Below are 23,827 nucleotides of genomic sequence, written 5' to 3'. Positions count from 1 at the left end.
CCACTAAATATCTAGATTCTATCAAACACCTAGTTTTACTTTATGGTCCTCAACCATTAAAACAACAGGAATTAATAAAAACAATATGCAAAATACCAGAACAGATGAGATGTTATAAATTATCTATATATTTGTTAAAATTCTATTTAAATAATTCTTTAGAATATGAAGCTAATCTTCTCATTCAGAAAATACAATTATAAATTAAAAGGCTGAGAAAAGTGGCTAATACTCGTAGGGACTTTTTGCTAATGAAACTGCTAGAAGGGAGATAGTAGATCTTATAGTACCTACTAACATTCTATTTGACCAAAGCCAAGAAAAAGAATCATTAAATCATATCCGGTTTAATGGTTCTTTTTTTAGTTCTTTGTCAACTAATATTTGTGTTTTCCGTCATGAATATGAAACAAATCTAAGTAAAATCTTACAATAACAAGGTAAGAGTCTAATATTTCCTCAACTGTTTTTCAAATGCTCTTAAATGATTTTTAGATCCATCTCTTAGATATATAAATACTTCCCTTACATCACTCGGTAGTTTTTCATCTTTCAAGAATTTTTCATACATAGCTATATTATCTATCTCTGCTTGTACTCCTATCTCAAAAGTTTCTTTTAAAGTTTTTGGAATTATAAGATCTTTCTCATCTAATTTTCCATAACTAACATCATATTTTTCAATAAGAGGTTGCAACATTTCCATATGAGTCTCCTCAGCTCTCTTAATATTTGAAAATGGTCTGTCAATATTAAAAGTTTTCATTATCTTCTCATATTCTGTTTTTGCAAAAATTTCATCCTCTATTGCATATTTGATCATCTCCTGAACTGTCATATTATTATCTTTTCCCGCACTTTTATTACCACAACTAGCAAAAGTTAAACTTCCCAATACCAACATCATTATGATTCCTATAAATTTCTTTTTCATCTTCCTCAACCTCCTGTAGTAAGGGAAATTAATGAATTATCCCCTACATAAATTCAAACTTTTTTTTATTTTCAATTATCAATTGCTTTGCCTATACTTAACTTTACTACCTGAATATGAAAATCCTGTGAAGAAACAAAAAGAAGCTAATATTTTATTAAAATATTAGCTTCTTCCGTATATATCCACCTCGGTTTCTCTAATATTAGAGAAACCATACGAAGGAGGAGTTATTTTATTTTTCTTGTTTTACTTTTTTAGTTGTCGTTTTCTTCTTAGCCGGAGCCTTCTTTGCAGGTGCTTTTTTTGCTACAGCCTTTTTCGTAGTTGCTTTTTTTACTGGTTCTTTTTTCTTCGCAGGAGGAGCTACAGAAAGTTCCCCTGTTTCCTTATCTTTTAAGATCTTTCTTGTATTTTTACAAGTTGGATAATTACTACAAGCCAAGAATTTTCCCCTTCTACTTGCCTTTATCTCAAATTTACTCCCACATTTTTCACAGAGCCCAGCTTCTGCTATGAGTTTATCTTCTACAGCTTTGATCTCATCTAATAGATATTTAATTATTATAACTCCATCTATTTCCTCTAACTGCCCCTCTTTTACCATCTTTTTTATACTAGTTGGTAATGGAATTCTGATCTCATCTGTTGCAAAATTTTCACTTTCTAGATATTCTCCATATCTTCCCTTTTTTAAGATCATCATAGATCCATCTTCTGTTTTCATATCAGTATCTTTTTCTTCAAAATACTCATTCATTTCTAACAATCTTTCTTTTAGAGCTATCATTTCTACATCAATTTCTATACTTCCGTCTCTTAGAACACCTATAACATCACTAGATAATGGTAATCTTTTATTATCGGTTTCATAATTTTCACTTTCTAAATATTCACCAAATCTTCCTTTTTTTAGGTTATATCTCACACCTTTGATAACTATATCAGTAGCTATCCCCTTTTTAATTCTTTCTCTCTTTTGTACTATTTCATTGATAAATATATGCCCATCTTCTAATTCTTGTTCATCGATTTCCACTGTTTTTAAAGGGATTCTTCCACTACAAGTTTCAAAATGCTCACACTCTAAATATTTTCCAAATCTACCAGTTTTTAGGAGCATCTTTCCTGTACAGCCATCTACTGGACATGGTACATCCGATTCAATTCTTCTGTTAGTAATTTTTTCCACTTCTTTATCAAAGTTATCCAGTGCCTTTTTAAAGTCTACATAAAATTCTTTCAAGACATCGGTCCACTTTACTTCTCCTTCTTCTATTGAATCCAAAGCATCTTCCATACTAGATGTAAATTCCACACCTAATATTCTTGGGAAATATTTGTTTAATATCTTTTCTACATCATAACCTAATTTAGTAGGTACAAATGCTTTTCCCATAAATTCTACATATTCTCTCTTCTTTAAAGTTTCTATAATCGATGCATATGTCGAAGGTCTTCCAATCCCATCAGCTTCTAACTTTCTTACTAATGAAGATTCAGTAAATCTTTTAGGAGGTTTAGTCTCATCAGCTTTTATATTTAACTTTTCTAAATTTAACTTATCTCCCTTTTCAATACTAGGGAAACTAGCTGTTTTTATCTCATCTTCCTCTTTAAATACTTTATAGTATCCGTCAAATGTTACCTTATTTACTATCCCTCTAAATTGATATTTTTCATATCCACTTATCAGAGTAAATTGGTCATATTCCATAGGGGCCAATTGAGAAATTATAAATCTTTCCCAAATTAACTTATATAATCTATATTGATCAGAATTTAGATATTCTTCAACATTTTCTGGCTCTAAATCTATATATGTAGGTCTTACCGCTTCATGAGCATCCTGTATTTTCTTCTTGTCTTCTACTTTTTTCTTTGTTTCTTTTCCTATATATTTTTCACCATATTTATCTATAATAAATTGTTTAGCTTGCCCTTGAGCTTCCTCAGATATTCTAGTAGAGTCCGTTCTCATATAAGTAATTAGACCTTTTTGAGTTCCATCTATCTTTAGTCCTTCATATAAACTTTGAGCTACTCTCATAGTTTTAGAAGCTGAAAACCCTAAATATGATGAGGCTAATTGTTGTAATGTACTTGTTTTTAATGGTAGTGGTGGTTTCTTAGTTTTTTTAGATATCTCGGTACTAGTCACTTCAAAAGTTGGATGTTTTTCTAAAGATTTCTTTAGCTCCTCCATCTTTTCCTCATTCCACATTTTTATTCCTCTGTCATCCCCTGATTTATAGAGATTTAAATCTATATTATCACTGAAATTTCCACTTACTTCCCAATATTTTTTAGGAACAAATGCCTTTATCTCATCTTCTAAATCACAGATTAATTTTAATGATACAGATTGAACCCTTCCTGCACTTGTATTAGAAGATATTAATTGCCATAAATATGGACTGATAGAATAACCTACTATTCTATCTAATAATCTTCTTGCTTGTTGTGCATCTACCCTATCTTGGTTTATAGTTCTAGGATTCTTTACTGCTTCTCTTATTGCATTTTTAGTTATCTCATTAAATTCTATTCTATTTTTTTCATTTGGATCTAGTTTTAGTATATGAGCTACATGCCAAGCGATAGCTTCCCCTTCCCTATCCGGGTCGGCTGCTAGATAAATTTTGTCTGATTTTTTTGCCATTGCTCTTAAATTTTTAGTTATTTCTCCCTTACCTTTTATTGTCGAATAAGAGGGTGTAAAATCATTTTCTATATCTATACCCATCTTTGTCTTAGGAAGGTCTCTTATATGTCCATATGAGGCTGTAACCTCATAATTTTTTCCTAATATTTTCTTTATAGTATTTGCCTTTGCTGGAGACTCCACTATAACTAGATTTTTTTTAGCCACTTCTATCACTCCAATATTTTGTCTTTTTCATATTCTTCTATATTTACCACCTGCAATAGCTCTCACAAGTTTTTTTAATTCTAAATTTGTCAACAATCCCAAAAGTTTACCTATGGGAATATTAGTTTCTGTCATCAATTCATCCAAACTTTTTTCCACAACCAATACACTATAAACCTTTTTCTCTTCTTCGTCTATATCTATACTGATATTTATTTTATTTTCTCCAGTCCATCCATATTCATCTAATATATCTTTTCCACTGGTAATTAACTTACCATAGGAATCCTTGATGAGATTATTATTCCCCTCAAAAGACAGGTAGTTTGGAAATCCTGGAATAACAAATACATCTCTATCCTCTTCTAAAGCCAATTTAGCGGTTATTAAACTTCCACCTTTTTCATAACTTTCTACCACTGCAACTCCTCTAGTCAATCCGACTATTATCCTATTCCTTCTAGGAAAATTATATCTATCTGGAGGTGTTCCCAATGGATATTCACTTATAAGGGTTCCTTCTTTAGAGATTCGTTCCCATTCATATCTATTTTCAGGAGGATATATTACATCTAATCCACTTCCTACAACTGCTATAGTATTCCCACCTAAATTCAAGGCCCTTTTGTGAGCAGTTACATCTACTCCAATTGCTAATCCACTGGTTATGGTAACTCCCGCTCCTACTAAATCTCCTACCAATTCATTACATGCTGATTCCCCATAATTAGTCATCTTCCGTGTCCCCACTACTCCTATATTTTTATCATAAAAATTCATTTTACCCTTTATGTATAGAAAAACTGGTGGATGAGAGAGATTTTTTAAGTATAATGGATATTCTCTTTCCTTTATAGAAATTGTTTCAATATTTAAATTTAGCATCTTTTCCCTATAAAAATCAAGGTTAATTTTATAAGAATTTAAAATCTTAGCAATATCTTCATCTTTAAACCTCATAATTTTACTATAAAATAACCTATCATGGAGAAAAATTTCTTCAAATTCTTCACATAAATTCATCAGTTTAATTACTATACTATCACTTACTCCTGCTACTCTCAATTTATACCAAGAATCCATAGTTTTCACCTCCACGACAGTTTTATAAAAATATATTTTAAAATCCTATTTTATATTTATTGCTATTATTCGTGATTATATTTTTTTCATCCTTTAATTAGCATTTTTGTTTATTTATTATTAATTTCGTCCAAGCTTACTATATATATACCCTAAATTTTTTCTTACTTTTTTAGAATTAGGAAATTTAGCTTGTGCATTTTCCAAAACATCTTTAGCACTGCTATATTTATCCTCTGCCATATAGATATTTGCCATGGCTACATAAATATTTTCATCTTCCTGATATACCAGATATTTCTCCATATTTTCTATAGCCTTCTCATAATTCCCCTTCATTTGATAAGAATTTCCTAATCCAAGGTATCCCCTATAAAAATTAGGCTTTATAGACAAAAGTTTATTATAAAATAAAATAGCAGTATCATATTTCCCTAAAAATCTAGCAGTTGTAGCTGCACCAAAATAATTTCTATAATCTCCTCCCCTATCCTTCTTAAATACAATATAGGCCCTTTCAAAAGATTTGTCATTCATATATATACTTCCCAAGATATAAATATCCTCTCTATTTACATAATTAGTTTTCTTTAGGTAGTTCTCAAACTCCTCAAAATATTCCTCTTTTTTATCGTATCCCCACTTATGAACGTTTATTTTATTTAAAGTAAGTTTTTTTTGTAATGCTTTCGTATCTTTAGGGTTTAATTTTAAAATCTTTCTATACACTCCTAAAGCTTTTTCTATCTCCTTCAACCCCTCATATGAAAGAGCCACACCATAAAGAGATTCTATATTATCTTTTTTCACCTTAAATGCACTCAGATAAAAATTCAATGACTCACTGTAATCCCTCTCAAAATATGAGTTATCTCCTGCTTCCATATATTTTTGATAGGTTCTAAAGTCACTTTCTGCTTCTTTATAAGTTCCTTTAGTTACAAAACTATCTTGACCTTCTCCATATCCTATAGAAACTATCCCAATAAATAATATTATCAATAATTTTTTCATTTAGTTTATCTCCTCTACTTTACTAATTACACTACCATCATGGTAGATAATCTCTATTTTTTCATCTTTTTTTATATCTTCTACACTTCTTATAATTTTATTTCCTATTTTAGTTATTGTGTATCCTCTCTTTAATATTCCTTCTGGATTTAATGAGTTGATTTTTTCCATCCTGACTTCTAAAAGATGTTTTTTTTGTATTAAAGCACTATTGATAACTTTTTTTAGTCTGTCTTCCCTATCCATCAATAGATTATTTCTATCTGTAACAGTTTCTAGATAACTCCTCAATATGTAACTTCTTTTTAAAATCTCTAATTTTTCCTTTTTCCCCTTTAGATTAATTAATAAACTATTATTTAATTTTCTTTTCCTCTCCTCTAAGCTTTCTAGCAACAGGTCTTTCCTAGGAACTACTAGCTCTGCTGCATGAGTAGGAGTAGAAGCACGCATATCCGCTGTCAGGTCTGTCAAAAGATTATCTATTTCATGACCTACAGCTGAAACAATAGGAGTTTTAGTATTAAAGTATGCTAGAGCCACTTCTTTTTTATTGAATGACCAAAGGTCTTCTACACTTCCACCTCCCCGTCCTGCTATAATCAAATCTATCTCTTCCATACTATCTAAAATTTTTATACCCTTTATAATTTCATCTTCAGATCCTATTCCCTGAACCTTGGCAGGATAAACGTAGATATTTATATTTTTATACCTAAGTTGAGCAGTATTTATTATATCTTTTACTGCTGCTCCTGTTCCGGAAGTTACTATTCCTATATTTTGAGGTAATTTTGGAATAGGCAGTTTATATTTTGTATCAAAATACCCCTCTTTAGCCAATTCTCTTTTGGTTCTTTCTAGCTCCTCAAAGAGTTTTCCTAAAGTTCCCTCTTTTTCCACATGGGCTACCATAATTTGATAATTCCCATTAGCTTCATAAAGAGTTACCTTCCCAAATAATTTTATCTTATCTCCTTCTTTTAAATCCTCTGGTATCTTTTTAAATTTATATCCAAAAGACACACATTTTACACTAGCCTTACTATCTTTAAGGGTGAAATACAGATGACCGCTCTTATAATAATTTATTCCCGAAATCTCCCCTTTAAGAAAAAAATTATTAAAATTATCATTTCCTTCTAGATATTCCTTTACCATTTTATTCATTTGACTTACTGTAAATATTTTATCCTTCATTTTTTCTCCTCTTTTATCCCTTTCATAATATACTCCTGTTTTATTATATTCAAAAGAAATAAGAAAAAATTATATCTCCAATATTTTTATTCCTTCTTCCCAAACAGTTATTTTTTTATCTTCAGATACCTTTATAGCTAAACCATATTTAGATCCACTTATTGCAGCGGCGGTTCGAGCACCTTCTACTTTTTCTTTACTTCCATTCATATCTAATTTCACCAATCTACCAAATGATAGAAGATTAAATTCATTGTCTAGAGTCACAGCCCCATCTACTTTAGATATTAATTTTAAATATTCAAAATTATGATTTTTTATCCTTGTATTTTTTCCATCCTTTAAAACTGTTCTTTTATATATACTATTATCTTCATTTCCGCCTACAAATATTTTTTCCATCTCTCTCTTTTTTATGGTCCTCTCTAAAATTATAAAAAGACCTCCCTTGCCTTCCTCTAGGAGATTTTTAATAAGACAGACCAAAACATCTACATTCATTATTATATTTTTTATTATATCTTTTTTCTCTATTTTATCATTAAAAAGGTGAAATACAAAAGAATCCATATAAAATTTTTCTATAATTAAAAATTTTAAAATATGAAAAGATTTCAACTTCCATTTCCCACTCCTAAATGAAAGGTAGTTATCTATAGAATTCTGTAGATATAATTTTAACTCTTTATTTTTAATTTCCATATAAATGTATGGAAAATGTTCTCTTTTCTCTCTATTATAACTATTAAAAAGAACCTTAGAAGATATCATCTCTTTGTTAGAATATTTAACTAATTTTTCTATCTTATCCTCATTCATTTTAAATCCAGCTTTAAGTTCTATATTTATACTGTCTTTGTCTATATAACTTAAAATATTTTTAGATAGTAATGATATAAATGAGATTAAATAACCATTATTTTGATTCCTTAGTTGAAGTAACATTCTCTCTTTGAATACCTCATTTTTTACATCATTTACTCCTAATCCATAACCTTTAAAATCACTATCTATTATCAATACCAAATTATCTCCATTTAACATCTTTAGGGATAATTTCTCTTTGAAAATATCCTCTATTTTTTTAGGAGTATCAAAGGGAAGAAAATTTAATCCCATTTTTTTTAGTTCTTCAGGAATAATTTCTCTGTTTTTAAAGAGTAATATATTTAAGTTTGAATTTTCACTTTCATAAGTTTCATTGCAAATTCTCTTTATAACATTCATAAAATTCATCTGTTCATTTGTAACTACTAACTTTTCTTTTACCATATGACCTATTAATTTCTGAGAAAACTCCTCTATTAGATCTGTAAAGTAAATATTATTATTTTCCTCATAATATTCTTCTAAAATTATATCTAAAATTTCAAATATTTCACCTATATGTTCCAAAGTTTTCTTTGTGAATTCAGAATTAAATTCAGGTATAAACTCTACATGATTCCCATGAGCTTTTAATTTTAATTTTACTCCTAAATAATCACTTAATTTCTCCAAGAATTCTCCATAATAGTCTATTTTTTTCATTTCGCCCCCTTTTTATTTCTGAAAATAATATTTTTCAGTGAGTATTTAGTTGATTTTTTGGATTTATTTTTATATTCTAAGTGATATTTTTCCATCATTTCTGCCATTCCTTTTCTCTCATCATCGGTTAATATCTTAAACATTTCTAAAAATTTCAACTTTTCACTGAGAGGTTCTCCTCCTAATAATACATAGGCCATAGAATAAAAAACACCTCTTTTTTCCATGACATATTCTCCTGTTTCTTGAACTAATTTACTAGATACAAAAACTATTTCTCTTTTCTTAGTCTGGAATATAGTTTCTAGATCTCCTATCCTTTTTATTTTAAAATAATTCAATAATTTTATTATTTCTACAGGCGCTTCCTCTCTAATTTCCTCCTTTAAATTAAGTTCTTCTAGGGTATCTCTAAAAAGATTATTTAAAATAATATTATTCTCCATAAAATATCTAATAGTTATATTATTTAAAGGACTATCACTAGGCATGTTTTTCCCTAATTTTATAGAATTATGGACTTTTTCCTCATATTTCATAAGATCTTTCTTTATATTTACAAATTCCTTGTCCGCTAACTCTAATAAACTAGCGACTCTAGAAAAACTTCTTATCAATTCATCTGGTATTCCTATCCTACTTTTATACCCTAAATCATGTTCAATAGTGGCCCAAGTATGTTGTAGGAGACTTCTTATTTGTATTTCAAATCTTACCCCTTTAAATCTTTTATATTTCGCTTCTATTGGAAATGAAACTACATAATGTAAAGATAGATAACCAAAAGATCTAGGATCCAAAGTTTTTCTTTTATCAATAGTATTTTTTTCATCTACAATAAAAAAATCTTTTATTTTTTCAGCAGCTACATCCACCTGATCTTCCATAAAAGTAACTATTCTAACTCCTACAACATCAGTTATATCAGACAACCTTTGATACTTTCTTCCTTTATCATGAATTTTTTTAGTTAAACTTTCTTTAGTTTTCACCCTAAAATCTATACTTTGGAGTTTATATTCTTTATTTTCTATCTCGTTTTCAAAGATCTCCCCTATGACATCTATCATGTCATTATAAACAGGTAACATCTTATCATATTTTTTTAAAAAACGATCTACTTTTATGTTTTTCATGATTCCCTCCAATCACTTAGATTTCTAATAATAATTTATCTAATTTTAACATTTCATCTCTCTTTTTTATAGCTCCTTCAAAATCTAATTCTCCAGCTAACTGAGTTATCTCTTCCTTTAATTTTGCTATTTGCTTTATTATATCTTTTTTAGAACTATATATCATTATCTCTTCATTTATTTCATCTATATCCAAACCATAATCTAAATTAAGGAGATCTTCTGCGATCTCATTCACAGTCGATCTAGGATCTATATTATTTTTTATATTATATTCTATCTGTTTTTCCCTTCTTCTATCTGTTTCTGAAATGGCTTCTACCATGGATTTTGTCATAATATCTGCATATAAAATAGCTTCTCCCTCTATATTCCTAGCAGCTCTTCCCATTGTCTGTATCAGCGATCTTCTACTTCTCAAAAAACCTTCTTTATCTGCCTCTAATATGGCCACCAAGGATACCTCTGGAATATCTAATCCTTCTCTCAATAGATTTATTCCCACTAATACATCAAATTCCTTTTTTCTTAGCCCACGAATTATCTCGATTCTTTCCAAAGTATCTATCCCAGAATGCATATATTTTACCCTTACACCTAGATCTGCATAATATTCTGTCAATTCTTCTGCCATTTTTTTTGTCAATGTAGTCACTAAAACACATTGTTTCTTTTCCACCCTTAACCTTATCTCTTCCAATAGATCATCCACTTGATTTTTAGTTGGTTTTATTATTATTTTTGGTTCTACAATTCCTGTAGGACGTACCAGTTGTTCTGCTACTGCCGCACTATTTTCTAATTCAAAATCTCCAGGGGTAGCCGAAACAAATATCATCTGCCCTCCTACCTCTCTAAATTCTTCAAATCTTAGTGGTCTGTTATCTAAAGCAGACGGCAGTCTAAATCCATTTTCCACCAAAGTTGTCTTTCTAGATCTGTCTCCTTTATACATTCCACCAATTTGAGAAAGTCCTATATGAGATTCGTCTAAAAAGATTAAAAAATCATCAGGGAAGTATTCTAGTAAAGTATGGGGCTTCTCGCCCTCTTTTTTCCCCGACAAATATCTAGAATAATTTTCTATCCCTTTACAATAACCAATTTCCTTTATCATCTCAAGGTCATATTCAGTTCTTTGTTTTATCCTCTGTGCTTCTAATAGCTTCCCTGAATTTTGAAATTTTTCTACTTGGATCTCTAAATCATTTTTTATATCTTCCATTATTTGTTCTAATTTTTCACCTTCTGTCAAATAATGAGTTGCCGGCATAATCATTATCCTCTGGATATTTCTTTTTATATTCTGACCTGTAAGGGTATTTATTTCAGATATACTTTCCAACTCATCTCCCCAATATTCTAGTCTGTATCCACTTTCTTGATATACAGGATAGATATCTATAATATCTCCTTTAACTCTAAATTTTCCCCTTTCAAAGGCTATATCATTTCTCTCATATCTCAAATATATCAATTTTTTAATAACTTCATTTCTACTCATCCCACTCTTCAGATCGATAGCTAATGTCATCTTTTTGTATGTTTCAGGAGATCCTAAACCATAGATAGCAGAGACGGAGGCTACTATTATAACATCTTTCCTAGTTAGAAGGGCCGCAGTAGCCGAATGTCGCATCTTGTCAATCTCATCGTTTATAGATGAATCCTTCTCTATGAAAGTGTCTGTAGAGGGAATATAGGCTTCTGGTTGGTAGTAATCATAGTATGATACAAAGTATTCCACTGCATTTTCAGGAAAAAATTTTTTATACTCTGAATATAGCTGTGCTGCCAGAGTTTTATTAGGAGCCATAATAAGAGCTGGCCTATTAGTTTCCTTAATTACATTAGCTATGGTAAAAGTTTTTCCCGATCCTGTCACTCCTAATAAAGTCTGATCTCTATAATTATTATTTAAACCTTCTACTAGAGTTTTTATAGCACTTGGCTGATCTCCTGTAGGAGTATAATTTGATACCAATTTAAACATCTTAGTCCTCCTAGTTTATTTTTTCTGATTTTTTTTAATTAAGAAAGATAAAAAATCAATGTGATTCTGCATTCAGATAAATATAACCTATATTTTTAATAAAATTTATAATTTTCTAAACTATAAAAAAAGAGTAGTTCAAACTACTCTTTTTATCTTTCTTATATCTTAACTGTTTTTTTCTTAAATTTCAAAAAATTCCACTTTGTTTCTGCAGTTATTATCGCTATGAAGATAGCAAAACCTCCAACAATCATATTAGTAGTTAGGATTTCTCCCAATAAAGCTACTGAAAAAAGGGTTCCAAAAACTGCTTCTGTAGATAATATTATTGCTGTCTTTGTCGATGTGGTATGAGCTTGTGCCCAAGTTTGTAGAAAAAATGCCAACATTGTTGTGACTAATCCTACATATAATATAGCTAGCCAAGTTTGATTAGATATCACAGGTGGTAATGTTTCTACGCTGAGTGCTGTTATAAAAGAAAATACTGATGCAAACATCATCTGTAAAAAGCATAGGATGAAAGGCCCTGTTTTATCCACATAATGACCATTTGAAACTATATGTCCCGCAAATAAAAAGGCACAAACCAAAGATAAAAATTCCCCATATCCAAAACTCATATTATTCCCTGTAGATAGAAATGCTGTTCCTAAAAAACAAATTCCCACTGCTGCAAAAGCATATTTATCAGGTTTTTTACGTGTCACTGCCCAGTATAAAAACGGTACTACTACTACATTTACTCCTGTTAAAAAAGCATTTTTAGATGGTGTTGTATACTGCAATCCTACTGTCTGTGCTCCAAAAGCTAAATACAATAAGATCCCTACTAAAAACCCTCCTACTATATCTTCTTTTTTCATCTTTTTTATTCTCTTAAAAAAGATTATCCCTAAAGATACTCCTGCTATTAAAAATCTAAATCCCATCATATAAAATGGAGATATCCCTGCATCCAATAGAATTTGAGTAGCTACAAAACCTGACCCCCATACGATAGATACTAATAATAATGTTACATCTGCTACTAAACTCTTTTTCATTTTAATCACCTTTTCCTTCTGTATAACCAAAATGTTAAACTAACCTACAGATACAATAAATCTAAATATTCACTATATTCATCTTCTTTCCACTTATATATTTTACTTCTTCTTTACAAAAAAAGATAATTCATTTTATTCATCTTGTATATATTATACTATATATTCTATTCATCCTAGGAATATTTTATTTTGATTTTATTACTACAATCTTTTTTTATTCAAATCAAAAGTGAAATTCTTATAATAAAAATAATTTATTATCTTTTATAAATAGAGGTTTTATTCTCTATTTATTGTATACCTTAAAAACAAGATTAAACAAATTATTTGATAGGAGTTGAGAATGATGTTGAGAACCAAAAGTTTATTTATAGTCACTATTTCTAGTATAATAGTCTTTCTATTAATTTTTATTAACTTGAAAAATTCTATAGAAAAAGACTATGAAGATATAGAATTTGGAATATCGGAATCTGTATATAAATTAATAAATAATGAGTTTAATAGTTTATATTTAAACCTCGAAAGACTTAATATCGATTGGTCTAGATGGGATGACACCTATGAATTTATTAACACAAAGGATCCACAAGTGAAAGAAAACTATGTAAAAAGTAACTTAGCCGATGACATCTTAGAGGAACTAGACTTAAACCTTATTATTTTTTTGGATGATCAGGGGAAAATAGTATACCAAACTAGCTATGATAACAACTACGATAAACGTCTTTCTTCAAAAGAAATAACCTCTTTGAAAAATGAATTTGAACTTTATAAAGGAAAAACAGGAATGATTATTCAAAATAATAATAAAATTTTGGTTTTTTCTAATTTTGGGATAACAGATAGTAATAACTCTAAGAAAACATCAGGGAACTTAATTATGGGTTATTTTATAGACGAAACCAGGTTGAAAACTTTGGATAACAAATTAGGAATGCCCCTTAATATCTTAGGTATTTCTGAAAATTCAACAATCCCATATGAAATAAAAATAGAAAAAGATGTTGTTCTCCACGAATTTTATATTCCAACTCTTTCTGATAAGAGTATTATTTTAGAAAATAAAAGGGAAGCTAATATTTTATTTTTAGGAAAGGAAAATATAAAAAAATACCTTGGAATGCTATTAATAAACTTTTTTATCTTAATATTCGTTATCTATGTTTTTATGGAAACTTTTATAGTAAAAAGATTAAGGAATATGGACCTCTCTGTTAAAGAAATAATAAAATATAAAAATCTAGGAAAACGTCTTAAAACTAATGGTAATGATGAGATTGGAAATCTAGGGGAGAATATAAATAACCTCTTAGAAGACATTGAGATCATGAAAAAAAGACTCTATGGTTTAGCAACTTACGACGTAATGACTGGTATATTTAACAGACATATTGGATTAGAAAAATTAAATGAAAAATTTGAAAACATAATAAATAATAATGGAAATCTCGTAATTGTTTTTATAGACATAAATAATCTAAAATATGTAAACGATCAACTTTCCCACGAAGAGGGAGATAAATTGATTAAAACAGTAGTTAAAACTGTACAAAATAATATCCAACTAGATGATGTTTTTTTACGTTTTGGAGGAGATGAATTTATCTTAGGGTTTGACAAATTAAGTATAGTAGAAGTAAAAAAATTATTTAATGATATTGAAAAACAATTTGATAAGTACACTGAAGACAATAATGAAAAATATATAGTAAGTATAAGTTTTGGAATGGTAGAATGCCATAATGAGAAAACACTAGAAGAATATATTAATCTTGCGGATATTGAGATGTATAAGGATAAAAAGGAAAAGAAAAAATTACCAGAAAGGATATACCTAGAAAAATTTATTATAAAATAAATACACTAAAAAAATGGAGCTAAATTAATTTAGTTCCATTTTTTTATTCTGCTAACATAAATTTTTCTACACAAACCCTACAAAAACAACCACCTGTATTGATTTGTTTTTCTTTTTTTAATCTTTCCAAAACTTCCTTTGGTATCTTTGCATCCATACACCAGCATGCATGAGGATCTTTTCCATTTTCATGGGCACAATTATTTTCATTTCCACAAATAGGACATATTTTTTTATCCATCTCTCTCCTCCTAATTATCTCAATAACAAATTAAATATTAAAATTAGGAGGTAAATAACCTACCTCCTAATTTCCTATTACTTTTTATTTCCCCCATCTAGATAAACTAGATATTAATTCTGGGAACGCTATTTCCATTGCTTTAGCATTTAAATTATTCAGCTCTAAAGTTGTTAAATTTTTCTTCTTAGATAATTCTACAAGTTTCACTGTATTCTCTGATATCTCAGCACTATAAATTGACTCTCCATCAAAAAACTCTTTTCTTTCTAACCAGTCATTCAATAATTTTCTTACCTTTGTTCTATCTTTATCAGTCATTTCATCTTCAATTTTTTTATTTAATTCTAAGATATAATTTCTTTCCTTTTCTGTAGCGACCACTGTCATCAAATGCTTTGAAGTAGTTGGATAAACAACGTTATATCCAATCACCAACTTCTTTACAAGTTCTTTTGTGTCTTTTATATTTTCATCTTTTAACTTATATTTTCTTTCTAACTTGTTAAGATAGTTTTTAGTCAATTTATTGAATTTTTCAATATCATCACCTGTAATTTCTTTAGTTTTTAAACTATTTAAAAAAGTTTCATCTTTGCTGTCTTTTTTTATAATCTGTCTAGTTGTCAAATAATGAACTGGTTCTTCATTATTATACCAGTCAGATAAAATAGATTCTCTCACAAGTATTTCATCCATTACTTTATATGGTTCTTTCAATGTTTCTGTAGTAATCTTGTATTTACTAGTGTCTAAATCTAAAGATGAACATGCTCCTAAAAATACTACCATCATTACCAATAAAATTTTCTTCATCGCCTATACCCTCCCACAACATTTTTTATATTTTTTTCCAGAACCACAAGGACACAAGTCATTCCTACCTACTTTGTCAGAAACTCTAGATTCTTTAGCTGAATCTATATTACCTTTTGAGTCTTCGCTAGTTTCATATTTTATATTTTTATTTCTATTTTTTGCTTCTTTTATCTCTACTTCCCTCTCTTCAGGTACTCTTATTTGCACCTTAAATAGGTAAGAAATTGTTTCTTCTTTTATAGTTTTTAACATCTTTGCGTATAGATCTCCAGATATTAATTTATATTCTGTAAGAGGATCTTTTTGACCATATGATCTAAGATATATTCCTTCTCTTAGAGCATCTAAAGTTTTTAAATGTTCTCTCCATCTAGAGTCTACTATCTCAAATAATATATATTTTTCTAGTTTTCTCATAAGTTCAGGAGTAAATTCTTCCTCTTTAGTCTTATACTTTTCTGTTATTTTTTTAGATAAAGAATCAGAATATTCTTCAATAGTTAAGCCTTTATATTCCTCTTTGTCTTCTATCGCGTAATCAAAGAGCTCCTTTATTTTTTCTGTTAAACCATCTATATTCCAATCTTCTTTATATTCTCCTACAAATTTTTCAACAACTTCAGATGAAACTGTATCAGTTAACATACCAAAAATAGTTTCACTGAGATCCTCTTTTTCTAAGGCTGTATTTCTACTCTCATAAATAGCTTCTCTTTGTTTATTGTTAACGTCATCAAATTCCAATAGATTTTTTCTGATCCCAAAGTTTCTCATTTCTACTTTTTTCTGTGCATTTTCAATAGCCTTACTTATCATATTGTGTACAATAGGTTCCCCTTCCGGTAATCCTAATTTGTCCATTACAGATGCTACTCTTTCTGAACCAAACAATCTCATAAGCTCATCTTCTAACGAAAGATAAAATTCTGTTGCCCCTGGATCCCCTTGTCTACCTGCTCTACCCCTTAATTGGTTATCTATTCTTCTAGATTCATGTCTTTCAGTACCTAAGATAAATAACCCTCCTGCTTCTAATACTTTTCCCTTCTCTAGTTCACACTGAGCTTTGTATTTTTCAAGTACTTCTTCATAATTAGGAGCCTCCATTGATTCAACTTCATTTAAAGCTAAAAATTCTGGGTTACCCCCTAACATGATATCGGTTCCTCTTCCAGCCATATTTGTAGCGATAGTAATTGATTTATATCTACCAGCTTGGGCTACTATATCAGCTTCCTTTTCATGGAATTTAGCATTTAAAACTTCGTGGGGTATTTTTTTCTTTTTTAGACGCTCAGACAATAATTCAGAACTTTCAATAGAAATTGTTCCTACTAAGGCAGGTTGCCCCTTAATATGGAGTTCCTCAATTCTTTCTACTATAGCGTTTATTTTTTCATTATGTGTTTTATAAACTAAATCTGGGTTATCTAATCTTACTATCGGTCTATTAGTAGGAATAATTACAACTCCTAATTTATACGTATGCATAAACTCTGTAGCTTCTGTTTCGGCTGTACCTGTCATTCCAGATAATTTTTTATACATTCTAAAATAGTTTTGTAATGTTATAGATGCTAAAGTTTGATTCTCTCCAGCTACTTTTAAACCTTCTTTAGCTTCTAAAGCTTGGTGTAAACCATCTGAATATCTTCTACCTTCCATGGCTCTTCCTGTGAACTCATCTATTATTATTATTTGTCCATCTCTAACTAAATATTCTTTATCCCTATAAAATAATTCTTTAGCTTTTAAAGCTTGCATCATATAATGAGTCAATTCTACATTTTCAGGTGAATATAGATTTTCAATATCTAATTCTTTTTCTATTTTAGTTATTCCTTTTTCTGTCAGAGTTATATTGCTTGATTTTTCATCTACTTCATAATCTTTCCAAACATCATCTGGGATATTCATTTCTTTTTTCTTCTTTACATCCTTAATTTTTTCAGTTTCATAACTTCTAACTAATTTCTTAGATACTCCATCAAATATTTTATACCATTTTTGAGTATCAGCGGCTGCTCCCGATATAATAAGTGGAGTTCTAGATTCATCTATTAAAATCGAGTCTACCTCATCTACGATACAGAAATTAAGATCTCTTTGAACTTTATTTTCTACTTTAGATACCATATTATCTCTCAAATAGTCAAAACCAAATTCACTATTTGTTCCATATGTAATGTCAGCTCTATAAGCTTCCCCTCTTTTATCCATAGGCATATTATTATATACCACATCTGAAGTTAATCCTAAAAAGTCATATAATCTCCCCATTAATTCTCTATCACGAGTAGCCAAATAATCATTTACAGTTACTACATGAACACCTTTCCCACTCAACGCATTTAAATATACAGATAGAGTTGCAACTAATGTTTTTCCCTCTCCTGTTTTCATTTCTGTTATTTTTCCTTCGTGTAAAACTACTCCACCTATCATTTGTACATCGTAATGTCTCATTCCAAGAACTCTAATAGCACCTTCTCTTACCACTGCAAAAGCTTCTACTAAGATATCATCTAAAGTTTCGCCTTTATCTAATCTTTCTCTAAATTCTATAGTTTTAGCTTTTAAATCCTCATCTCCTAAAATTTTTATCTCAGGCTCTAGGTTATTGATCTCATCTACAATAGCTAAAATCCTTTTTATTTCTCTGTCATTTTTTGTTCCAAAAATTTTCTTTACTAAGTTCCCGATCATCTGTCATTACCTCACTCAATTTTTGATTTCTCAAAGTCAAAAAACTTTGATTTCAATACACTTCACCGCTTATAATGATAACATATAAAAGGAGAAGTCGTCAATTAAACCGTCTCATTTTCATCGTTAAAATATTTCTTGATTTCATATTAATTTTTCATAAATTTTTTATACGTATATATATAGTATGAACCTTAAAAAAAAATTAAGAATAAATTAATATATTATAAAAAAAAACCATAGATTTAACAAAAAATCTTGATGTTTAAATATGTATTTGTTATACTTTACAGGCAAGAATAATTATATACTACGCTTCAGAAGCTCTATTTTAATTAGCTTTTTCAGCATTGATATAATTCATAAAAAAAAAGGATGATGAAATATGCAAGAGGATGTGCAAGGAGCCGTTAATACATGGCAAAATTTAAGGCGACGAAGACACAATTTACTATTAGTTTTTTACAGTATTATTGTAGGAGTATTAACAGGTTTAGTTATTGTAGCATATAGAGAAGGTCTGGATTTTTTAAATACAGTCAGACATACCACTTTATTAGATATAAAAAAAACAGGATCTTTGATAGAAATATCTCAGGTAGTTGGCCTTTTTATAGTAGCAGCAATAATTTTACAGATGCTTTTATCTAAATATCCATTAATCAGTGGAAGTGGAATTCCACAAGTAAAAGCTCTTTTAATGAAACAAATTAAATTTAATTGGTTTTACGAACTGATAAGCAAGTTCTTAGGAGGGTTACTTAGTATCGGTAGTGGACTATCTCTAGGAAGAGAGGGACCATCTATACATTTAGGAGCTCAAATAAGTGAGGGCGTTAATAGCTTTTTCAAAACTAAAGAAGCAGAAAAAAAATATCTTATTTCTAGTGGAGCTAGTGCTGGTTTAGCAGCTGCATTCAACGCACCTCTAGCTGGAGTTATTTTTTCTTTAGAAGAACTCCATAAATACTTTTCTCCATTACTTCTCATTTGTACCCTATTAGCTAGTATCAGTTCAGACTTTGTAACCAAATTATTTTTAGGATATGATCTTGTATTCGATTTTGATACTAAGCTACCTGCACAACTTTCTACAGGTAAATATCTTGTCTCACTTATAATTTTTGGAATCATTATAGGATTAGCGGGAAAGTTATTTACTGATGGAATTATCTTCTTTCAAAATTTATATAAAAAAGCTAAATTCAATTCATATGTTAAAGCAATTTTTGCAATTCTTATTTCTCTAGGTGTAGGGTTATTCTTTTCTGAAGTTGCAGGTGGAGGGCACCATCTGATTCAAGATGTCGCTCAAAGATCTACTCCTATGAAAGTTTTATTTATTCTTTTAATAGCTAAATTCTTATTCACTTTATTTTCATATAGTACAGGATTTCCAGGTGGAATTTTCTTACCTATGCTAGTTATAGGAGGTCTCCTGGGTAAAATATATGGTCTTGTTTTAATGGATATTTTTGATCTAAAAGAAGTTTATGCAGTTCATTTTATGATTCTGGGTATGGCTGGATATCTAACAGCAGTAGTAAGAGCTCCCATTACAGGAATAGTTCTTATTCTTGAAATGACAGGTAGATTTGATCATCTATTTAGTTTAACTCTAGTTTCAACATTAGCCTATGTCTTGACCGAATTTATTAATTTAGACCCTATTTATGATATTCTTTATAGAAATATGATATCTAACCTTTTTACCTCAAATACAACACCTCCGGTAGTTTCATCCAAATCATCTAAAATAACACTATTAATACCTGTTATTGCAGATTCTTTTTTAGATGGGAAACATGTTTTTGAAATATCTTGGCCTGAAAATTGCCTTTTAGTTGGAATTAGAAGAGAGGTAAAAGAGATCATACCAAAAGGAATAACCAAAATAAAAAATGGAGATTTCCTTATTGTGCTGACAGATAAAACAGATGCTGGAATAATCAGTCCCAAGTTATATAAGATGGGAACTGTCGCAACAGTTATGTAATGTATTTATATAAACTATATAAATAAAAGGAGTATCCCATATTATGAATGGTGATACTCCTTTTATTTGATGTTATCACGATTCTTTCTTAAACATAATTTTCCTGATATAACAAAAATTCTCATATAAATGCTTAAAAAAAAGGATTTCAAAATATAGAAGGTATATTTACTTATAAAAGTATTAAAGATTCACCACAATACAAATTAAAGGAGGAATTAATTTGAAAAAACTAAATAGGGGATTTACAATGATTGAATTGCTTATAGTCATTGCCATAATCGGTATTTTAGCCACAACTTTAACTCCTAAACTTTTAAAAGAAATTAGAAAAGCTACAGTAGCTAAGGTTCAACATAATTTAGGTGTAATTAGATCTAGACTATCTCTAGATAAAACCTTATTAGAGGAATTCCCAGATTTTTTTGCTGTTGAAAATATTGATAAAACAGATTTATTAAAATCATATAGTATAGAACCTACCCCTGCATTCACAGGTGCAGATGGAGTTAGTCATGGAGAAACCTCTCAAGTTATTAATTCTAGGACTGATGATGGTGGCTGGTTCTATATTAGAGAAACAGGTGAGATCTATGCCAACCTTCCTAATGGTGCTTATACAAAAGATGCCGAATACGAGATCTGGAATAGAGAAAACGAAGAAGCGGAAACTACAAAGCTTAATGGTCCTGTAGGAGATAAGAGTTGGGAGGAGTTTACAAAGGGAGCCATTAAAGAAGGAACATCACCTTATGGATCAATAACTTTTAATTTTCCTAATGAATTTACAATTGCTCCTCAAGAATGGCATGGAAATAGTAATAACGAATACTGGGAAAAAGTTTTTGTCTATGATGAAAATTATAATTTAATTCCTAACCCTGATCCAGGTATAGAAGATGGTTCTTACGACTATAAAAAAGCCATAACAGTTGATCGTACACAAAAATATATAGCTATTCTACAAAGAACTGATCCAGTTACAAAAGAAACAATTTATGTTTATTCTAATCCAAAATAAAATACATGATACAGCCTAAAAAGGATGCGAAATCACATCCTTTTTAGGCTACTTCTATTTAGTCAGCTCTAAAAATTCCTCCTCAGTAAGAATTTTTACACTTTCTAACTCCACTGCTTTTTTTAACTTACTTCCTGGTTTTTCCCCAACTATTAGGTAATTTAATTTTTTAGATACACCTGATACATTGGTTCCACCTAATTTTTCTACAATATCCTTGATCTCTTGCCTCTTAAAGTGAAGTAGTTTTCCTGTAGCTAAGAAAGTTTTCCCTACAAATTCCTCTAGATGAGCCCCTTCATCTACCTCTTCTATCTCAAAATTAACTCCTGCATCCTTTATTTTTTCCAATATTCTCATGCTATCTTCATCTCTAAAATATCCATATACAGATTGAGCCACCTTACCTCCTACCCCATCTATAGATAGTAGGTCTTCCACTTCCATATTAGCTAAATTTTCTATATTTTTACTCTCTTTAGACAGTAATCCTCCTAAAAATTTCCCTACAAATGGAATCCCTAAGGCATAGAGAGTTTTAGAATAATCTAATTTTTTACTCTCCTCAATGGAACTCAGTAATTTTTCTATACTCTTACTTCCCAAATTATCTAATTTTTCCAATTCATCTTTTTTTAGATGCAGTTCGTAAAAGTCACTTATTTCCTTTAAAAATCCTAGTTCTATAAATTTTTCAACGATCTTTGATCCGCCGATTATATTCATAGCGTCACGAGATATAAAATATTCCATCTTTCCCTGTAACTTTGCCCTACAATGGGGATTCATACATTTTAGGTTTACTAGTCCTTCCTCTTTTTCCAAGATTGAATCACATACAGGACAGTTTGTAGGAGGTATTATATCTACCTCTGTTCCATCTCTCGATTCTTTTACAGGTTTTACAACTTGGGGAATTATTTCAGCAGCTTTTTCAATAAATACTGTATCTCCAATTTTTATATCTTTTCTCAGTACCTCGTCATAATTATGAAGGCTAGCACGTCTAACCATACTTCCAGATACTTCTACGACTTCTAATTCTGCTACTGGTGTTACCTTCCCTGTTCTTCCTACCTGCCAAGTTACATCATTTAATTTCGTAGTCACCTGTTTAGCAGGAAATTTGTAGGAGATAGCCCATCTGGGCGCTTTGGTTGTCGCTCCTAATTCTTCATACAGACTCAGATTATTTACTTTTATTACCAGTCCATCAGTCTCATAGTCCAAATGATTTCTCTCTTCTTCCCAATATTTTATCCTAGTCCCTAAATATTCTATAGTTTTACACATATCATAGACCTTTGTAGTTTTAAACCCCAATCCTTCTAGATATTTTAAACTATCGATATGAGTTTCAAATCCTAATTCTTCACTGTCTACCAAATAATATATATAGGCATCTAAATTTCTTTCTCCTACGATGGCTGCATCTTTTTGACGAAGGGTTCCCCCAGCTGCATTTCTAGGGTTAGCAAAAACTTCCTCTCTTGACTCCAACCTTTTTTTATTGAGTGATTCAAATTCAGTTAGTGGTAAAACTATCTCACCTCTAACTTCGATAGATACACTTTCCTTCAAAAATTTAGGAATTGATCCTATTTGCATTATGTTTTCTGTTACATCTTCTCCGACTTTTCCATCTCCACGGGTAACAGCCTGAACCAAACGGCCATCCTCATAGTGGATACTTATTGAGATTCCATCTAATTTTAATTCTAATACATAGTCTACTTGAGTATTTTCATTTTCTAGACTATCTTTATTTAAAACTCTCTTTACCCTTCCATCAAAATCTTCTAAATCTCCTAAGTTATATGTATTAGCTAAACTCAGCATAGGTTTTTTATGGGTAACTTTCGTAAACTTACTATCTTTTAATCCTCCTCCTACAACTACTGTAGGAGAGTTATCAGTCTTATATTCAGGGTTTTCTGCCTCTAATTTTTCTAATTTTTTTAATAACTTATCATATTCTACATCTGAAACCAAACTTTCATTTTTTTCATAGTAGTAGTAATTATGTTTATGTAGTTCTTCTTTTATTTTCTCTATCTCTGCTTTTATATTTTTTTTATTTTTCGTCATAAATCTCTCCTTAAAATCTCTTTTTTATAATAAATTATATCATAAATATTAAGCACTCAACATAGATTTTTCCTTTTTATTTACCTAATTGAAAATATAGATCATTGCCCTAAAATAGCACTCATAACCTATTTAAGTTGAAATGTTTTCGCTTCAATTTTACTGATTTCAGATTTACATTTAAAAACCATCTTTAGCAGTGATCAGTTTCTGACTTTTTTAATTTTTTTTATTCTTTCTGATTATTTTTTTTAATATCTCTGTTCTGTTTTAGTTACAAC

At 29.7% G+C, this 23,827-nt stretch carries 17 protein-coding genes; 4 read left to right on the top strand and 13 right to left on the bottom strand.

Annotated features, from left to right (window positions below; translation table 11 throughout):
• Window positions 1-203, top strand: a 203-nt coding sequence (locus WBG30_RS01730; RefSeq protein ID WP_424502921.1) for a hypothetical protein, incomplete at its 5' end; no start/stop codon positions are given.
• A gap of 245 nt (window positions 204-448) precedes the next feature.
• On the opposite strand, the gene WBG30_RS01725 is transcribed toward WBG30_RS01730, so the two are convergent.
• The 9 genes from WBG30_RS01725 to WBG30_RS01685 form a co-directional block, all read right to left on the bottom strand.
• Entirely contained in the window at window positions 449-934 is a 486-nt protein-coding gene (locus tag WBG30_RS01725) for a hypothetical protein (protein WP_424502920.1), read from the bottom strand.
• Between the two features lie 235 nt (window positions 935-1,169).
• Window positions 1,170-3,815, bottom strand: a complete 2,646-nt coding sequence (gene topA / locus WBG30_RS01720) for a type I DNA topoisomerase (RefSeq protein ID WP_424502919.1) — start codon at window positions 3,813-3,815, stop codon at window positions 1,170-1,172.
• An 18-nt stretch (window positions 3,816-3,833) separates the two neighbouring features.
• Window positions 3,834-4,889, bottom strand: coding sequence for a DNA-processing protein DprA (dprA, locus tag WBG30_RS01715; RefSeq protein ID WP_424502918.1), 1,056 nt, complete (start codon window positions 4,887-4,889; stop codon window positions 3,834-3,836).
• Window positions 4,890-5,009: 120 nt separating this feature from the next.
• Entirely contained in the window at window positions 5,010-5,903 is an 894-nt protein-coding gene (locus tag WBG30_RS01710; protein ID WP_424502917.1) for a tetratricopeptide repeat protein, read from the bottom strand.
• The gene (gene xseA / locus WBG30_RS01705; protein WP_424502916.1) at window positions 5,904-7,103 is read right to left on the bottom strand and encodes an exodeoxyribonuclease VII large subunit; all 1,200 of its coding nucleotides are present in this window, start codon (window positions 7,101-7,103) and stop codon (window positions 5,904-5,906) included.
• Window positions 7,104-7,172: 69 nt separating this feature from the next.
• Entirely contained in the window at window positions 7,173-8,633 is a 1,461-nt protein-coding gene (locus tag WBG30_RS01700) for a hypothetical protein (RefSeq protein WP_424502915.1), read from the bottom strand.
• Window positions 8,630-9,769: a GTP pyrophosphokinase gene (locus WBG30_RS01695; RefSeq protein ID WP_424502914.1), complete on the bottom strand. Its 1,140-nt coding sequence runs from the start codon at window positions 9,767-9,769 to the stop codon at window positions 8,630-8,632. Before WBG30_RS01695 ends, WBG30_RS01700 begins: the two co-directional genes overlap by 4 nt.
• Window positions 9,770-9,785: 16 nt before the next feature.
• On the bottom strand, window positions 9,786-11,762 hold the full coding sequence (gene uvrB, locus WBG30_RS01690; protein ID WP_424502913.1) for an excinuclease ABC subunit UvrB: 1,977 nt from the start codon (window positions 11,760-11,762) through the stop codon (window positions 9,786-9,788).
• Window positions 11,763-11,923: 161 nt separating this feature from the next.
• Window positions 11,924-12,811 (bottom strand): DMT family transporter, encoded by an 888-nt coding sequence (locus tag WBG30_RS01685; RefSeq protein WP_424502912.1) that lies wholly within the window; start codon window positions 12,809-12,811, stop codon window positions 11,924-11,926.
• A gap of 346 nt (window positions 12,812-13,157) precedes the next feature.
• Here WBG30_RS01685 and WBG30_RS01680 point away from each other — a divergent pair, with 346 nt between their 5' ends.
• Window positions 13,158-14,675 (top strand): diguanylate cyclase domain-containing protein, encoded by a 1,518-nt coding sequence (locus WBG30_RS01680; protein ID WP_424502911.1) that lies wholly within the window; start codon window positions 13,158-13,160, stop codon window positions 14,673-14,675.
• 43 nt (window positions 14,676-14,718) lie between these two features.
• On the opposite strand, the gene WBG30_RS01675 is transcribed toward WBG30_RS01680, so the two are convergent.
• The 3 genes from WBG30_RS01675 to secA all read right to left on the bottom strand — a co-directional run bounded on the left by WBG30_RS01675 (window position 14,719) and on the right by secA (window position 18,441).
• Window positions 14,719-14,916 (bottom strand): cysteine-rich CWC family protein, encoded by a 198-nt coding sequence (locus WBG30_RS01675; RefSeq protein ID WP_424502910.1) that lies wholly within the window; start codon window positions 14,914-14,916, stop codon window positions 14,719-14,721.
• 84 nt (window positions 14,917-15,000) lie between these two features.
• On the bottom strand, window positions 15,001-15,732 hold the full coding sequence (locus WBG30_RS01670; RefSeq protein ID WP_424502909.1) for a hypothetical protein: 732 nt from the start codon (window positions 15,730-15,732) through the stop codon (window positions 15,001-15,003).
• A gap of 3 nt (window positions 15,733-15,735) precedes the next feature.
• Window positions 15,736-18,441, bottom strand: a complete 2,706-nt coding sequence (secA, locus tag WBG30_RS01665; protein ID WP_424502908.1) for a preprotein translocase subunit SecA — start codon at window positions 18,439-18,441, stop codon at window positions 15,736-15,738.
• 385 nt (window positions 18,442-18,826) lie between these two features.
• Between secA and WBG30_RS01660 the strand changes: the two genes are divergently transcribed.
• Together WBG30_RS01660 and WBG30_RS01655 are read left to right on the top strand one after the other, a co-directional pair.
• Window positions 18,827-20,437, top strand: coding sequence for a ClC family H(+)/Cl(-) exchange transporter (locus WBG30_RS01660; RefSeq protein WP_424502907.1), 1,611 nt, complete (start codon window positions 18,827-18,829; stop codon window positions 20,435-20,437).
• Between the two features lie 223 nt (window positions 20,438-20,660).
• A complete protein-coding gene (locus tag WBG30_RS01655; protein ID WP_424502906.1) occupies window positions 20,661-21,458 on the top strand; it encodes a type II secretion system protein in 798 nt (265 codons plus the stop codon).
• A 54-nt stretch (window positions 21,459-21,512) separates the two neighbouring features.
• On the opposite strand, the gene ligA is transcribed toward WBG30_RS01655, so the two are convergent.
• Window positions 21,513-23,546: an NAD-dependent DNA ligase LigA gene (gene ligA, locus WBG30_RS01650; RefSeq protein ID WP_424502905.1), complete on the bottom strand. Its 2,034-nt coding sequence runs from the start codon at window positions 23,544-23,546 to the stop codon at window positions 21,513-21,515.
• Window positions 23,547-23,827: the final 281 nt, after the last annotated feature.

The sequence above is a fragment of the Psychrilyobacter sp. genome (assembly GCF_049671765.1).
Taxonomy (GTDB): domain Bacteria; phylum Fusobacteriota; class Fusobacteriia; order Fusobacteriales; family Fusobacteriaceae; genus Psychrilyobacter.
Note: the sequence above shows the minus strand (reverse complement) of the source record. Positions and strands in the feature narration are given on the sequence as shown.